Origin of the sequence: Citrobacter sp. XY323, from assembly GCF_025106035.1 — a bacterium.
Classification (GTDB): Bacteria; Pseudomonadota; Gammaproteobacteria; order Enterobacterales; family Enterobacteriaceae; genus Citrobacter; species Citrobacter braakii.
In genome coordinates, this window is the sequence record NZ_JANYUK010000001.1 from 584,655 (window position 1) to 599,162 (window position 14,508).

At 50.3% G+C, this 14,508-nt stretch carries 14 protein-coding genes; 7 read left to right on the forward strand and 7 right to left on the reverse strand.

Annotation, left to right across the window (positions count from 1 at the left end; all coding sequences use genetic code 11):
- Positions 1-156: 156 nt before the first annotated feature.
- Complete coding sequence (gpmA, locus tag N0B36_RS02740; protein ID WP_003022999.1) at positions 157-909, reverse strand: 2,3-diphosphoglycerate-dependent phosphoglycerate mutase; 753 nt, start codon at positions 907-909, stop codon at positions 157-159.
- A gap of 407 nt (positions 910-1,316) precedes the next feature.
- Between gpmA and chbC the strand changes: the two genes are divergently transcribed.
- The 4 genes from chbC (at position 1,317) to chbG (ending at position 5,707) form a co-directional block, all read left to right on the forward strand.
- Complete coding sequence (gene chbC / locus N0B36_RS02745; protein ID WP_259686036.1) at positions 1,317-2,675, forward strand: PTS N,N'-diacetylchitobiose transporter subunit IIC; 1,359 nt, start codon at positions 1,317-1,319, stop codon at positions 2,673-2,675.
- Positions 2,676-2,687: 12 nt separating this feature from the next.
- A complete protein-coding gene (gene chbR / locus N0B36_RS02750; protein ID WP_047497788.1) occupies positions 2,688-3,506 on the forward strand; it encodes a transcriptional regulator ChbR in 819 nt (272 codons plus the stop codon).
- Between the two features lie 73 nt (positions 3,507-3,579).
- Positions 3,580-4,971, forward strand: a complete 1,392-nt coding sequence (locus N0B36_RS02755; RefSeq protein WP_052137983.1) for a 6-phospho-beta-glucosidase — start codon at positions 3,580-3,582, stop codon at positions 4,969-4,971.
- On the forward strand, positions 4,949-5,707 hold the full coding sequence (gene chbG / locus N0B36_RS02760) for a chitin disaccharide deacetylase (protein ID WP_049282663.1): 759 nt from the start codon (positions 4,949-4,951) through the stop codon (positions 5,705-5,707). The genes N0B36_RS02755 and chbG overlap by 23 nt, the downstream gene beginning before the upstream one ends.
- Positions 5,708-5,757: 50 nt before the next feature.
- Here the strand turns inward: chbG and galM are convergent, their stop codons facing one another.
- The 6 genes from galM to modE form a co-directional block, all read right to left on the reverse strand.
- Positions 5,758-6,798 carry a galactose-1-epimerase gene (gene galM / locus N0B36_RS02765; RefSeq protein ID WP_019076309.1) on the reverse strand — a complete coding sequence of 347 codons (1,041 nt, stop codon included), beginning with the start codon at positions 6,796-6,798 and terminating at the stop codon, positions 5,758-5,760.
- Positions 6,792-7,940: a galactokinase gene (galK, locus tag N0B36_RS02770; protein WP_047359465.1), complete on the reverse strand. Its 1,149-nt coding sequence runs from the start codon at positions 7,938-7,940 to the stop codon at positions 6,792-6,794. The genes galM and galK overlap by 7 nt, the downstream gene beginning before the upstream one ends.
- 3 nt (positions 7,941-7,943) lie before the next feature.
- On the reverse strand, positions 7,944-8,990 hold the full coding sequence (gene galT / locus N0B36_RS02775) for a galactose-1-phosphate uridylyltransferase (RefSeq protein WP_181626319.1): 1,047 nt from the start codon (positions 8,988-8,990) through the stop codon (positions 7,944-7,946).
- Positions 8,991-8,999: 9 nt separating this feature from the next.
- Positions 9,000-10,016, reverse strand: coding sequence for a UDP-glucose 4-epimerase GalE (galE, locus tag N0B36_RS02780; protein ID WP_016152323.1), 1,017 nt, complete (start codon positions 10,014-10,016; stop codon positions 9,000-9,002).
- Between the two features lie 217 nt (positions 10,017-10,233).
- On the reverse strand, positions 10,234-11,706 hold the full coding sequence (modF, locus tag N0B36_RS02785; protein WP_200107566.1) for a molybdate ABC transporter ATP-binding protein ModF: 1,473 nt from the start codon (positions 11,704-11,706) through the stop codon (positions 10,234-10,236).
- A gap of 67 nt (positions 11,707-11,773) precedes the next feature.
- Positions 11,774-12,562: a molybdenum-dependent transcriptional regulator gene (modE, locus tag N0B36_RS02790; RefSeq protein WP_016152325.1), complete on the reverse strand. Its 789-nt coding sequence runs from the start codon at positions 12,560-12,562 to the stop codon at positions 11,774-11,776.
- 130 nt (positions 12,563-12,692) lie between these two features.
- Between modE and N0B36_RS02795 the strand changes: the two genes are divergently transcribed.
- From N0B36_RS02795 to modB, 3 genes are all read left to right on the forward strand, one after another.
- The gene (locus tag N0B36_RS02795) at positions 12,693-12,842 is read left to right on the forward strand and encodes an AcrZ family multidrug efflux pump-associated protein (RefSeq protein ID WP_003023026.1); all 150 of its coding nucleotides are present in this window, start codon (positions 12,693-12,695) and stop codon (positions 12,840-12,842) included.
- A gap of 201 nt (positions 12,843-13,043) precedes the next feature.
- The gene (gene modA / locus N0B36_RS02800) at positions 13,044-13,817 is read left to right on the forward strand and encodes a molybdate ABC transporter substrate-binding protein (protein ID WP_259686037.1); all 774 of its coding nucleotides are present in this window, start codon (positions 13,044-13,046) and stop codon (positions 13,815-13,817) included.
- Positions 13,817-14,506 (forward strand): molybdate ABC transporter permease subunit, encoded by a 690-nt coding sequence (modB, locus tag N0B36_RS02805; protein WP_016152327.1) that lies wholly within the window; start codon positions 13,817-13,819, stop codon positions 14,504-14,506. Before modA ends, modB begins: the two co-directional genes overlap by 1 nt.
- Positions 14,507-14,508 lie beyond the last annotated feature (2 nt).

Genomic DNA, 14,508 nt, shown 5'->3' on the forward strand with positions numbered 1-14,508 from the left:
CCAAGTCCCCTGGGCCTGAGAAGAGTAGTGCTATCAGGCATTCCGGTGCAGACTGCCGGATGGCGGCGATGCCTTATTTGGCCTACATTTTCTGGTCGTGTCGAAATAAAAAAAGCGTGGAGAAATCCACGCTTTTTCTTTAACTTACCGCGAAAATTACTTCGCTTTACCCTGGTTCGCAACGGCCGCCGCTTTTGCTGCGATCTCGTCAGCGTTACCAAGATAGTAGTGTTTGATCGGCTTGAAGTTTTCGTCGAACTCATACACCAGCGGTACGCCGGTCGGGATGTTCAGTTCAAGGATCTCATCTTCGCCCATGTTATCAAGGTATTTAACCAGCGCACGCAGAGAGTTACCGTGAGCGGCGATAATTACGCGCTCACCGCTTTTCATGCGCGGCAGAATGGTTTCATTCCAGTAAGGGATAACGCGATCGATAGTCAGCGCCAGGCTTTCGGTAACTGGTAACTCTTTGTCGGTCAGCTTCGCATAACGCGGATCGTGACCCGGATAACGCTCGTCGTCTTTGGTCAGTTCCGGCGGGGTAACCGCAAAGCCGCGACGCCACTGCTTAACCTGCTCATCACCGTATTTTTCCGCGGTTTCTGCTTTGTTCAAACCCTGCAGCGCACCGTAATGGCGTTCGTTCAGTTTCCAGGATTTCTCAACCGGCAGCCAGGCCTGATCCAGTTCGTCCAGTACGTTCCACAGGGTGTGGATGGCACGTTTCAGCACGGAGGTATAAGCAAAATCGAAGCTGTAGCCTTCCTCTTTGAGCAGTTTTCCTGCCGCTTTTGCTTCGCCCACGCCTTTCTCGGACAGATCAACATCATACCAACCGGTAAAACGGTTTTCGTTGTTCCACTGACTTTCACCGTGACGTACCAGAACCAGCTTAGTTACAGCCATACATTCACTCCTATAAATCATATCGAATGATAATAATTCTCATTATATTGCCGTAATCCGTCAGCGGCAATGCTTATCCTTATACAATAGCGAAAATTAGTCATTAATGTAAGAAACATGTAAATGAGAGGTTGTGTAGGGAGAGCAAGGTGAGTGACTGAGCGCCCGAGAGTAAAGGGGCGAGATTTTCAGTGAATGCAGAGCCTGAAAATTGTTCAAAATGTGAAAATCCTCATACCAAAAAGTCAATCAAACGGAATTCAAGTACCTTACTCATTACTGCCTTTGAATGTCTTCAAGTATGCTATTCATAATTTCTGAGTAAATGTTCGAACGATTAATTTTCCGTCAAAGAATTTCACAATAATTTATTTCCTTATCAGATTTCATATTTGAGGATATTTATCATGTCAGGTGCAATAAGCTCTCTGGAAAGGGTGATCTTACCTGTTGCCGTAAAACTGGGAAAACAGGTACATGTCAATGCCATTAAAAATGGCTTTATCAGGTTAATGCCTTTAACGCTGGTTGGGGCAATGTTTGTTCTTATTAACAATGTGCTACTTAATTTTGGTGAAGGATCATTCTTCTGGTCAATGGGGGTGCGGCTGGATGGAGGAACAATTGCTTCTCTGGAACAATTAAAAGTCATTGGTGGCAGCGTTTATAACGGCACGCTGGGGATAATGTCATTAATGACACCATTTTTTATTGGTATGGCACTTGCTGAAGAGCGTAAAGTCGATGCTCTGGCCGCTGGCTTATTATCAATCGCGTCTTTTATGACCGTAACACCATTTACCGTAGAGCAGGCGAGTGCCATTGGCGCAAACTGGCTTGGCGGCGCGAATATTATCTCAGGGATTGTAATAGGTCTGGTCGTTGCTGAGATGTTTGCTTTTATTATCCGCCGTCAATGGGTTATCAAGCTACCCGATAGCGTACCGGAGTCAGTCTCTCGTTCATTTACTGCTTTGCTCCCCGGTTTCATCATTCTTTTAATTATGGGGCTCATATCATGGGGGCTTTCTCTGGCGGGTACTCATTTCCACCAGGTGATTATTAATTCGATCTCCACTCCACTGGCGTCACTTGACAGTATTGTGGGATGGGCATATGTCATATTTAATTCATTACTCTGGTTTTTCGGCGTGCACGGAGGCCTGGCGCTAACTGCGCTGAATAGCGGTATCCTCGGTCCGTGGGGAATGGAAAACATGGAGACCTACACCCATTTTGGTTCTGTCGATGCAGCACTGGCCGCGGGTAAAAGCTTCCACTTTTGGACAGGCCCAATGCTGGAATCGTATGTTTACCTTGGGGGAACGGGAGCGACGCTTGGTCTGATTGTTGCCATTTTTATTGCCTCGCGCCGTGCGGATTATCGTCAGGTGGCCAAAATGGCGCTGCCGTCGGGACTCTTTAATATTAACGAGCCTATTTTGTTTGGCTTGCCAATCATTATGAATCCAGTGTTGATGATCCCCTTTGTGCTTATTCAGCCAATCCTGGCGGGAATCACCCTGCTGGTGTATTCATTAGGTATTATCCCTCCATCCACAAACTTTGCACCGTGGACGATGCCGCCTGGACTGGGAGCATTTTTCAATTCAAATGGTAGTGTTGCTGCTTTGATTATGGCATTAGTGAATCTTGCCATGGCAACGATAATTTATCTGCCATTTGTTGTGATTGCTAATAAAGCGCAAAACGTTATTGATGAGGAAGAGAGCGAGGAAGATATCGCTAATGCTTTGAAGTTTTAATGAGGAACTACCATGGAAATTAACACCGTTCATGAAAATCAGTTTTTAAAGGGTAAGGATTTTTACTTCTTTATCCTTGATAAAACGGAGAGTATTAGTGGATTACACCAGCATGATTATTATGAGTTTACCCTTGTGCTGACGGGAAGTTGTTGTCAGGAGATTAATGGTAAACACGTTATAATGGAGCGTGGTGATTTTGTGTTTATTCCTGTGGGGTCATATCATCAAACTTTTTATGATTACGGTGTTACTCGCATTTTAAATATGGGAGTCAGTAAGTGCTATTTTGATGAACATTATTTGAATATGCTGCCCTCATGTTTTGTGGCATCACAACGTTATACGATGTCAAATGCATTTTTGACCTGCATAGAATCTACATTATCAACGTTGGGCGTACATCAGAGCGAGTGCGATGAATTCAATAAATTACTTACTTTTTATATCGTCAATCGGCTACAGCATTATGAAGACAATCCACGGTCAGATTCCGTGCCCGGCTGGTTATCTCAACTGATAAGAGAAATGCACAAAAAATCAATGTTTGCAGATCAGGCATTAAATAATATGGTCAGACTCTCCGGAAAAACCCAATCGTATCTTACGCGTGCAACAAATCGTTATTACCAGAAAACACCTGGGCAAATAATTAATGATATTCGTATTGATTATTGTAAGAAGCAGTTGGAGACAACTAATTTTTCTGTGACGGATATTGCTTTTGAAGCAGGTTTCAGTAGCCCAGGGATTTTTATTAATAATTTTAAAAAATTGACATCATTTACGCCGGGTAATTATCGCAGGCAGTTGGTCAACACCAATCATTAGCACTTTTGGTATCAGGCGCTAGTGAGTTAAGTAAATAACAACAGATTGCAGGAGACTGCTTTCAGGAGTCGAAATGAAAAAATTAAAAGTAGTCACCATTGGGGGAGGCAGTAGCTATACTCCGGAATTGCTCGATGGATTTATTAAGCGCTATCACGAGTTACCTGTCAGCGAGTTATGGCTGGTGGATGTTGAAGAAGGTCAAGCCAAACTCGATATCATTTTCGCGTTATGCCAGCGTATGGTGGCGAAGGCGGGCGTGCCGATGACCATCCATAAAAGTCTTAACCGGCAGGAAGCGTTACAAAATGCGGATTTTGTTACTACACAATTTCGAGTTGGGCAGCTAAAGGCACGTGAACAGGATGAGCGTATACCGTTGTCACAGGGGTATCTGGGGCAAGAGACCAATGGTGCCGGTGGGCTATTCAAGGGGCTACGTACAATACCTGTTATTTTAGATATTGTGCAAGATGTACAGAATATTTGTCCTCAGGCCTGGATTATTAACTTTACCAACCCTGCAGGAATGGTAACAGAAGCTGTATATCGCTATACCGATTTTAAACGTTTTATTGGTGTCTGCAATGTCCCGATAGGAATGCGGATGTTGTTAGAAGATCTATTGGCGTTAACCAAACAAGATGACGTTTCTCTTGATCTGTTTGGGTTGAATCATTTGGTTTTCATTCGTGATGTTTGGGTAAATGGGCAATCACGTTTTGCTGAGGTAATGGAACGGGTTGCTTCGGGAACGATTGGCGGCAGTTCGGTCAAAAATATTTATAGTCTACCGTTTAGTGAAGGTTTGTTGCGTTCACTTAATTTACTACCGTGTTCATATCTTCTCTATTATTTCAAACATAAAGAGATGTTGGCGATAGAAATAGGTGAGTATTACAAAGGTAACGTTCGCGCACAGATAGTTCAGAAGTTGGAAAAACAGCTATTTGAAATCTATAAAAATCCTCAGTTGGATACTAAACCTGCGGAACTTGAAGCCCGTGGAGGAGCTTACTATTCAGATGCGGCTTGCGAAGTAATTAATGCTATTTATAACGATAAGCAAACTGAACATTATATTAATGTACCGCATCATGGACATATTGATAATATCCCAGCGGATTGGGCTGTAGAAATGACCTGTTTGCTGGGTAAGCATGGCGCTACACCGCACCCGCGTATTACGCATTTTGATGAGAAAGTACTGGGGTTGATCCACACCATAAAAGCGTTTGAAATCGCTGCTTCACATGCATCCCTGAGCGGTCAGTTTAACGACATTTTGCTGGCGTTGAATCTTAATCCATTGGTGAATTCAGACCTGGGCGCTGAAGTTTTGGCGCGGGAAATGCTGCTGGCTAATCAACAGTACTTGCCCCAGTTTGCTGATGCTTTTCACTTATTCCTGCAACCAGACAATCAACCAAAGGACCAGCGACATGATGAAATTATTGATTGTTAATGCCGATGATTTTGGACTAAGCCCGGGGGTAAATTACGGCATTATTGCGGCACATCGCCATGGCTTAGTTACCTCAACGACAGCAATGATGAATGCCGGGGGTATCGAACATGCGGCGGAGATCAGCGCTGATTATCCCTTGCTAGGTGTTGGTTTACATTTTGTTCTCAGTTATGGCAGGCCACTGTCCGCGATGCCTTCCCTGGTGAGAGAAGGTCATTTAGGGAAATGGGTGTGGGAGGTAGCAAAACAGGGCTCACTGGCGGATGAGGATATTGTGGCTGAATTACACCAGCAGTTTGACCGCTTTGTCTCGCTTTTTGGGCGTCAGCCAACCCATATTGATAGCCATCATCATGTCCATTTTATTCCTCAGGTCTGGCAGCATGTGTCAGATTTTGCACGTAAAAAAGGCGTACCAGTACGCCTCGACTGGCAGGCGATCCGGCAGCACAATATCCCGGTACAAGGGGTACGCGGAGTTGAACGCTTTATCAATGATTTTTATGCTGAAAATGTCTCTGATCGCTTCGTTCTTGAAGCGCTAAGACGGGCAACACTGGGTGATGAACAATCTGTCGAGCTGATGTGTCATCCTGCTTTTATCGACAAAACAGGGATGGCCAGCAGTTATTGTTTTCCGCGACTGGATGAACTGGAGGTACTGACTTCGCCTGCACTGCAACGTGCAGTGGTGGAGTTGGGATTCCGGCTGGGAACCTATCGCGATCTGTGATGTATTACCCGGCGGTTTACATCGCCGGGCATTTTACATTGAGGACGACATCAGGCTGGAATAAACTGATATTCCGTCACGCTGGCATACTCTTCACCCGGACGCAGGAAGCAATCCGCCTGTGGCCACTCAGGGTGGTTCGGGCTGTCCGGCAGAAATTCACTTTCCAGCGCCAGGCCTTGCCAGTCTTCGTAGGCCTCTGGCCCGCGGGAAGGCGTACCACCGAGGAAGTTACCGGAGTAAAACTGCAATGCCGGGGCCGAGGTGTAGACCACCATTTGCAGTTTTTCATCCTGTGACCACAACTGAGCGACCGGCGTACGCGCGTTGCCCTGTGCCTGAAGCAAGAAGGCGTGATCGTAGCCTTTCACCTTGCGCTGATCGTCATCGGCCAGAAATTCGCTACTGATGATTTTAGGGGTGCGGAAATCGAACGTGCTACCGGCGACGGATTTCAGTCCATCATGCGGGATACCCATTTCGTCAACCGGTAAGTACTCGTCCGCCAGAATTTGCAGCTTATGCTGGCGCACATCCGTTTTATCGCCGTCGAGGTTAAAATAGACGTGATTCGTCAGATTCACCGGGCAGGGTTTATCGACCGTGGCACGATAAGTTATCGAAATACGATTATCATCCGTCAGGCGATACTGCGCGGTGGCGCAAAGATGGCCTGGGAAGCCCTGATCGCCATCGTCAGACGTTAAGGCGAACAGCACCTGACGGTCATTCTGATTGACTATCTGCCAGCGACGTTTGTCGAAACCGTCTGGTCCGCCGTGCAGTTGGTTATTGCCCTGACTTGGCAGTAATTCAACGGTTTCACCAGCAAAGGTATAGCGGCTGTTGGCGATACGGTTCGCGTAGCGGCCAATCGAAGCCCCCAGAAATGCAGCCTGTTCCGGGTATTGTTCTGGACTGGCGCAGCCGAGTAATGCTTCGCGCACGCTACCATCGCTAAGCGGAATACGCGCAGAGAGCAGGGTCGCGCCCCAGTCCATGAGCGTGACTACCATCCCTGCGTCATTGCGCAGGGTGAGCAGGCGAAACGGTTGACCGTCCGGAGCCTGCACGGGGATTTCGTTTAACATTGTCCGGCTCCTTGTGAAGGTTTGCAGACGTAGAATGTTTCTTTAATACCGGTTTTTGCCTCGTACTGTGCGGCGACAGCCTGCTGTACGGCAGGAACCAAATCTTGCGGGATCAGCGCCACGATGCAGCCGCCGAAGCCGCCGCCGGTCATACGCACACCGCCTTTATCACCGATGGTCGCTTTGACAATCTCTACCAGCGTATCAATTTGCGGCACCGTGATTTCAAAGTCATCGCGCATTGAGGCGTGAGATTCCGCCATCAGCTGGCCCATGCGCAGCAGGTCGCCTTTTTCCAGTGCCTGCGCGGCTTCAACGGTACGCGCATTTTCCGTGATGACGTGGCGCACGCGTTTGGCAACAATCGGATCCAGCTCGTGGGCGACAGCGTTAAACGCTTCAAGGCTGACATCACGCAGCGCTGGCTGCTGGAAGAAACGCGCGCCGGTTTCACACTGTTCGCGACGGGTGTTGTATTCGCTACCGACCAGCGTGCGTTTAAAGTTGCTGTTGATGATCACCACCGCTACGCCCTCAGGCATAGAAACGGCTTTGGTGCCCAGCGTACGGCAGTCGATCAGCAGCGCATGATCTTTCTTGCCAAGTGCGGAGATCAGTTGATCCATGATGCCGCAGTTACAACCGACAAACTGGTTTTCAGCTTCCTGGCCATTCAGGGCAATCTGCGCGCCGTCGAGCGGCAGATGATAGAGCTGCTGGAATACCGTACCAACAGCGACTTCCAGTGAGGCAGAAGAGCTTAAGCCCGCACCCTGCGGGACGTTACCGCTGATCACCAGATCCGCGCCGCCAAAGGCGTTATTGCGCTTTTGCAGATGCTTTACCACGCCACGCACGTAGTTTGACCACTGCTGGCTGTCGTGGGCGATAATCGGCGCATCGAGAGAGAACTCATCAACCTGATTGTCGTAATCAGCGGCGATGACGCGTACTTTTCGATCGTCGCGCGCCGCGCAACTGATGACGGTTTGATAGTCGATGGCGCAGGGCAGAACGAAGCCGTCGTTATAATCGGTATGTTCGCCGATCAGGTTTACACGACCCGGTGCCTGAATAGTATGGGTGGCAGGGTAGCCAAACGTTTCTGTAAACAGAGATTGTGTTTTTTCTTTCAGACTCATTATTTACACTCCGGATTCGCGAAAATGGATGTCGCTGACCGCACGCAGTCGCTCAGCCGCTTGTTCTGCGGTCAGATCTCGCTGGGTTTCTGCCAGCATTTCATAACCGACCATAAATTTACGCACGGTCGCGGAACGCAGCAGCGGCGGGTAAAAGTGCGCGTGCAACTGCCAGTGTTCGTTTTCTTCACCGTTAAACGGCGCACCGTGCCAGCCCATGGAGTAGGGGAATGAGCACTGGAACAGGTTGTCGTAACGACTGGTCAGTTTTTTCAACGCCAGCGCCAGGTCAGCACGCTGCTCGTTGGTCAAATCGGTAATACGCAGCACATGCGCTTTCGGCAGCAGCAGCGTTTCGAACGGCCACGCGGCCCAGTAAGGGACAACCGCCAGCCAGTGCTCAGTTTCAACGACCGTACGGCTGCCGTCTGCCAGTTCACGCTGGACGTAATCAACGAGCATCGGCGCGCCCTGCTCGGCGAAGTATGCTTTCTGTAGGCGATTTTCACGTTCAGCTTCGTTGGGCAAAAAGCTGTTGGCCCAAATTTGACCGTGCGGGTGTGGGTTCGAGCACCCCATCGCCGCGCCTTTATTCTCAAATACCTGCACCCAGGGATAGGTTTTCCCTAAGTCTTCGGTCTGCTCCTGCCACGTTTTTACGATTTCTGTCAGCGCAGGGATGCTGAGTTCTGGCAGCGTTTTGCTGTGATCGGGCGAGAAGCAAATTACGCGGCTGGTCCCGCGCGCGCTCTGGCAACGCATCAACGGATCGTGACTGTCCGGCGCGTCCGGGGTATCGGACATCAGCGCCGCAAAATCATTGGTAAAAACATAGGTCCCGGTGTAATCCGGATTTACATCACCGGTAACGCGCGTATTGCCAGCACACAGGAAACAGTCCGGGTCATGTGCAGGCAGTACCTGCTTAGACGGGGTTTCCTGCGCCCCTTGCCACGGGCGTTTGGCGCGATGCGGTGATACGAGGATCCACTGCCCGGTAAGCGGGTTAAAACGGCGATGTGGATGATCGACAGGATTGAATTGCGTCATGATTGGTCCTTAATCCGAATATCCTTGCGGGTGGCGTGACTGCCAGTGCCAGGTGTCTTGTGCCATTTCATCCAGTGTGCGGGTCACGCGCCAGTTAAGCTCGCGATCGGCTTTGCTGGCATCTGCCCAGTAAGCTGGAAGATCGCCATCACGGCGCGGGGCGAAATGGTAATTAATGGGTTTACCGCAGGCTTTGCTGAAGGCGTTGACCACGTCCAGTACGCTGCTGCCGATGCCTGCTCCGAGGTTGTAAATATGCACACCCTGTTTGCCCGCCAGTTTTTCCATCGCGACGACGTGGCCGTCGGCGAGATCCATCACGTGGATGTAGTCGCGAACGCCGGTGCCATCTTCAGTTGGGTAGTCGTTGCCAAATATGGCAAGGGACTCGCGGCGGCCCACGGCAACTTGTGCGATGTAAGGCATCAGGTTGTTGGGAATACCTTGCGGATCTTCCCCCATATCGCCCGACGGATGAGCACCAACAGGGTTAAAGTAGCGCAGTAAGGCGATACTCCAGTCGGGGTGTGCTTTTTGCAGGTCGGTCAGGATTTGTTCTACCATCAGCTTGCTTTTGCCGTACGGACTTTGCGGCGTGCCGGTGGGGAAGCTTTCAACGTAAGGAATTTGCGGCTGATCGCCATAGACGGTTGCGGAGGAACTAAAAATGAAGTTTTTCACGTTGGCGGCGCGCATTGCATTCACCAGACGCAGGGTGCCATTGACGTTGTTGTCATAGTACTCCAACGGCTTGGCAACGGATTCTCCAACGGCTTTTAAACCCGCAAAATGAATGACCGTGTCAATGGCATGATCGTGCAGAATTTCGGTTATCAGCGCTTCGTTACGGATATCCCCTTCCACGAAGGTCGGCTGCTTGCCACCTAAACGCTCAATGACGGGCAAAACGCTGCGTTTGCTGTTGCAGAGATTGTCCAGGATCACCACCTCGTGACCGTTTTTCAACAACTGCACGCAAGTGTGGCTTCCAATGTAACCGCTACCACCTGTAACCAATACTCTCATAATTCGCTCCGTTAAGCCTATGGTATGCAATAACCATAGCATAACAAAGATGAGAAAAGTGTGACATGGAATAAATTAGTGGAATCGTTTACACTCCGTGGGTTTCACGCATTTGTAATGATTTTTCTATTTTAAATCATTATGTTGGGTTGTTATTTCAGCGTTTGTCTGAAAAAAAGCAGAAAAAAAGGGCGTGATAAACGCCCTGCAATGAAAACTAACGCAGAGATGTTAGTCGATAGGCGTAGATGTCGTTCTCGGGCACAAACTCCAGTCGATGGGTAATGCAGGCTGGGGCATCTTCGGCGTGGTGAGAGACGAACAGCAGTTGAGTTTCACCTTCACCGATTAGCACATCCACAAAACGGCGAATCAGTTGGCGATTGAGCGGATCTAACCCTTGCAAAGGCTCGTCAAGGATCAACAACGTCGGGTGTTTAACCAGCGCGCGAACAATCAGTGCCAGCCGCTGCTGTCCCCAGGAAAGACTATGAAATGGCGCATCCGCGGTACGTTTATCGAAGCCAAGGATATCCAGCCACTGTTGCACCAGCTTGTGCTGCCTGTCGGAAACGGCCTGATAGATGCCGATTGAATCAAAATAACCAGAGAGAATAACGTTGCGAACTGTGGTACTCACCCGGTAATCCAGATGCAGACTGCTGCTGACGTAGCCGATGTGTTTTTTGATATCCCAGATAGTTTCACCGCTGCCACGGCGACGGCCAAACAGGGTCAGGTCGTTGCTGTAGCCCTGGGGGTGATCGCCGGTGATTAAACTGAGCAGAGTTGATTTTCCCGCTCCGTTGGGGCCGACGATTTGCCAGTGTTCCCCCGGATTTACCTGCCAGCTCAAATGGTGAAGGATAGGGCGATCGTTATACGAGACCGTGCCATCGTTAAGCACAATTCGCGGCTCGTTATCTGACAACGTACGGCGCACCGAAGGCTCGTCCGGTTCAGGTAACTGAATTCCTTCCAGCCGCTCGCTATGGGCAAGCTGAGCGATTAATGCCTGTTGCAGAAGGTCGTTTTTTGCGCCGGTTTCTGTCAGTGTGCAATCGGCAAGTACGCCAGCAAACTGCACGAACTCGGGAATTTCATCAAAGCGGTTAAGTACCAGCACCAGCGTAAAGCCGGCCTGATGCAACTCAGCGAGCAGTTCTGCTAACTGACGGCGTGACGCCACGTCCAGCCCGTCAAAGGGCTCATCAAGGATCAGTAAATCCGGCGCGGACATTAACGCCTGACAGAGCAGGGTTTTACGTGTTTCACCGGTGGAAAGGTATTTGAAACGCCTGTTGAGCAGGGAAGAAATGCCAAACTGCTGCGCCAACGCAGCGCAGCGGGCGGGATCGTTGACCTCATCCTGGATGATTTCGGCGGTGGTGCGCCCGGTGTCGTCTTCACCGGGACTAAGAAGATCGGTGTTGTTTCGCTGCCACTCGTCGCTGACTAGCTTTTGTAGCTGCTCAAAGGAGAGTCGGGTAATACGCGTGAACTGACAGTGGCGCTCGCCTTTCAGAAGCGGCAGCTCTCCCGCCAGTGCGCGGGCCAGCGCGGATTTCCCGCTCCCGTTAGCGCCAACAAACGCCCAGCTATCACCCGCGTTTAACGTCAACGCATCTAACTGGAGCGTTTTTGTGTCGCTAAGACGAAACGTGCCTTGCGAAATTTGCAACGATGACATTTTGTATCCCATTATTTGCAGCGATTAATAACAGGGATACGTGTTCTTCAGGCTGATGTCAATCTACTCAGCACAGCGTGGCGATAATCACTCTGTCAGCATTAAACCAGGCGGTGACGTTAGCGCCTTCTTGCAACGTTGCGGCGTCCTGGGCCGGAACGGTGGCGCACAGCGTCTGGCCGTCTGGTAACGTCATCAGCACTTCACACTGTTCCGCACCGCGTTCAATATGGCTAATCGTGCCCTGCAACTGGTTATCGGCGGCCTGAGCGATGGCGTCGTCCTGAGTGATTCCCACCCATGGCGCTTTCAGCAGAATCAGTACTTCTTTGCCTTCCTCAAGACCCAGACGCTCGCCGCTTTGCGCAGTGATCGCCACTTTCAGGCGCGTTTCGCCATCGGCCAGCAGGACGTCCACATGCTGCTGGACCTGATCGTGGTCGCGGGCGGTGATTGTGCCAAACCATTGGTTACGGGCGCTGGTTTGCAGTGAAAATCGAGAGATAGCCGCCAGCAGGCTATTGAGCGGTAGCGCATCGTCATCGCTCAAAACATCAAAGGCTTTTTGTTGGATCTGCGCCAGCAAATCATACAACTGGATTAAGCGTTGGCCGTAGCGCGTTAATACCGCGCCGCCGCCGCCTTTGCCGCCTGTGGCGCGCTCAACCAGCGTCTGCTCGCTGAGTTGGTTCATTTCGTTAATCGCATCCCAGGCGCTTTTGTAGCTAATACCTGCATCCTTCGCGCCCTGACTGATAGAGCCGGAAAGCGCAATATGCTTAAGCAGAGAAATGCGACGGGGATCGGCAAACAGTTTTTGCTGAAGTTTCAGCGTAAGAAGGATTTCGGCCTGCATCACAAGCTCCTGGCAAAAAAGGGTATTGTGACGGAAAACCGTGCCTGAGCAAAGCCGACCGCACAAAAGGGGAGTGCTTTTCTGCGTTATGTGGTTAGAATACAGCTAAGGACTACATCTGGAGTTGACCATGTTAGAGTTATTGAAAAGTCTGGTATTCGCCGTAATCATGGTACCTGTGGTAATGGCCATCATTCTGGGTCTGATTTACGGACTGGGTGAAGTGTTCAACATTTTCTCCGGTATCGGTCAAAAAGACCAGTCCAGACAGAATCATTGATTCCCCAAACGCCCGCTCAGTCGGGCGTTTATATTTTTTATGCCTTCCAACCCGTTTTCTCAGTCTACCGTTTCTCAAGATCCTGCTTTCCCTGCCGATATTTTCTTCGTGTAACCTCAAATTGGTATCAATAACCACTGGGAAAATCCTGGTTTACTCGTTATATTTGCGACTACATAACGAAACGCAAAGGAGTTACAGATGGCACGTACATGGTTACGCTTGTTTGCCGGGGCAACACTTTCTCTTACTATTGCCGGGCATGCGCTGGCGGATGAAGGAAAAATTACTGTTTTCGCAGCGGCTTCACTGACTAACGCGATGCAGGATATTGCGACGCAATACAAAAAAGAGAAGAACGTTGACGTTGTCTCTTCTTTTGCGTCTTCTTCCACGCTGGCGCGACAGATTGAAGCAGGCGCTCCGGCCGATCTGTTTATCTCTGCCGATCAGAAATGGATGGATTACGCAGTAGACAAAAAATCGATTGATACCGCCACGCGTGAAACGCTGTTGGGTAACAGCCTGGTGGTTGTCGCACCGAAAGACAGTGCGCAGAAAGACTTCACCATCGACAGCAAAACCAACTGGACCCGTTTGTTAAATGGTGGGCGTCTGGCCGTTGGCGATCCGGAACATGTTCCGGCGGGCATTTATGCTAAAGAAGCGCTGCAAAAATTGGGGGCATGGGATACCCTGGCCCCGAAACTGGCACCTGCCGAAGATGTGCGCGGTGCGCTGGCGCTGGTAGAGCGTAACGAAGCGCCGCTGGGGATCGTCTATGGTTCCGATGCTGTCGCCAGCAAGGGCGTAAAAGTTGTTGCGACTTTCCCGGAAGATTCACACAAAAAAGTGGAATACCCTATCGCAATTGTTGATGGGCACAAAAACGCAACGGTCAGCGCGTTCTATGATTACCTGAAAGGACCGCAGGCTGCTGAAATCTTTAAACGTTATGGATTTACGACCAAGTAATGATACTGACCGATCCTGAATGGCAGGCCGTTATACTGAGCCTGAAAGTTTCTTCCCTGGCTGTGTTGTTTAGTCTGCCGTTTGGGATCTTCTTTGCCTGGCTGCTTGTGCGATGCAAGTTCCCGGGCAAAGCGCTGCTCGACAGCGTTCTGCATTTGCCGCTGGTACTGCCGCCGGTCGTGGTGGGCTATCTGCTGTTGGTCGCCATGGGACGCCGCGGATTCATTGGCGAATGGCTGTACGACTGGTTTGGCATTACCTTTGCCTTTAGCTGGCGCGGTGCGGTACTGGCTGCGGCGGTGATGTCTTTCCCGCTAATGGTACGGGCTATTCGTCTGGCGCTGGAAGGTGTCGATGTCAAGCTGGAGCAGGCGGCCCGCACGCTGGGCGCTGGACGCTGGCGCGTATTTGTCACGATTACTTTACCGCTGATGCTACCTGGCATTATTGTCGGTACGGTGCTGGCGTTCGCGCGTTCCCTCGGGGAATTTGGCGCAACGATTACCTTTGTCTCCAATATTCCTGGCGAAACCCGCACTATCCCATCGGCGATGTATACCCTGATCCAGACCCCCGGCGGCGAAAGCGCGGCGGCAAGGTTATGTATCATTTCTATTGTGTTAGCGCTGATTTCACTGCTGATTTCTGAATGGCTGGCGCGTATTAGCCGTGAACGGACGGGGCGGTAATC

Excerpts from the sequence above, each read along its gene's own strand:
- gpmA (WP_003022999.1), bottom strand. The coding sequence starts at position 909 with ATGGCTGTAACTAAGCTGGTTCTGGTACGTCACGGTGAAAGTCAGTGG.
- chbC (WP_259686036.1), top strand. The coding sequence starts at position 1,317 with ATGTCAGGTGCAATAAGCTCTCTGGAAAGGGTGATCTTACCTGTTGCC.
- chbR (WP_047497788.1), top strand. The coding sequence starts at position 2,688 with ATGGAAATTAACACCGTTCATGAAAATCAGTTTTTAAAGGGTAAGGAT.
- N0B36_RS02755 (WP_052137983.1), top strand. The coding sequence starts at position 3,580 with ATGAAAAAATTAAAAGTAGTCACCATTGGGGGAGGCAGTAGCTATACT.
- chbG (WP_049282663.1), top strand. The coding sequence starts at position 4,949 with ATGATGAAATTATTGATTGTTAATGCCGATGATTTTGGACTAAGCCCG.
- galM (WP_019076309.1), bottom strand. The coding sequence starts at position 6,798 with ATGTTAAACGAAATCCCCGTGCAGGCTCCGGACGGTCAACCGTTTCGC.
- galK (WP_047359465.1), bottom strand. The coding sequence starts at position 7,940 with ATGAGTCTGAAAGAAAAAACACAATCTCTGTTTACAGAAACGTTTGGC.
- galT (WP_181626319.1), bottom strand. The coding sequence starts at position 8,990 with ATGACGCAATTCAATCCTGTCGATCATCCACATCGCCGTTTTAACCCG.
- galE (WP_016152323.1), bottom strand. The coding sequence starts at position 10,016 with ATGAGAGTATTGGTTACAGGTGGTAGCGGTTACATTGGAAGCCACACT.
- modF (WP_200107566.1), bottom strand. The coding sequence starts at position 11,706 with ATGTCATCGTTGCAAATTTCGCAAGGCACGTTTCGTCTTAGCGACACA.
- modE (WP_016152325.1), bottom strand. The coding sequence starts at position 12,562 with ATGCAGGCCGAAATCCTTCTTACGCTGAAACTTCAGCAAAAACTGTTT.
- N0B36_RS02795 (WP_003023026.1), top strand. The coding sequence starts at position 12,693 with ATGTTAGAGTTATTGAAAAGTCTGGTATTCGCCGTAATCATGGTACCT.
- modA (WP_259686037.1), top strand. The coding sequence starts at position 13,044 with ATGGCACGTACATGGTTACGCTTGTTTGCCGGGGCAACACTTTCTCTT.
- modB (WP_016152327.1), top strand. The coding sequence starts at position 13,817 with ATGATACTGACCGATCCTGAATGGCAGGCCGTTATACTGAGCCTGAAA.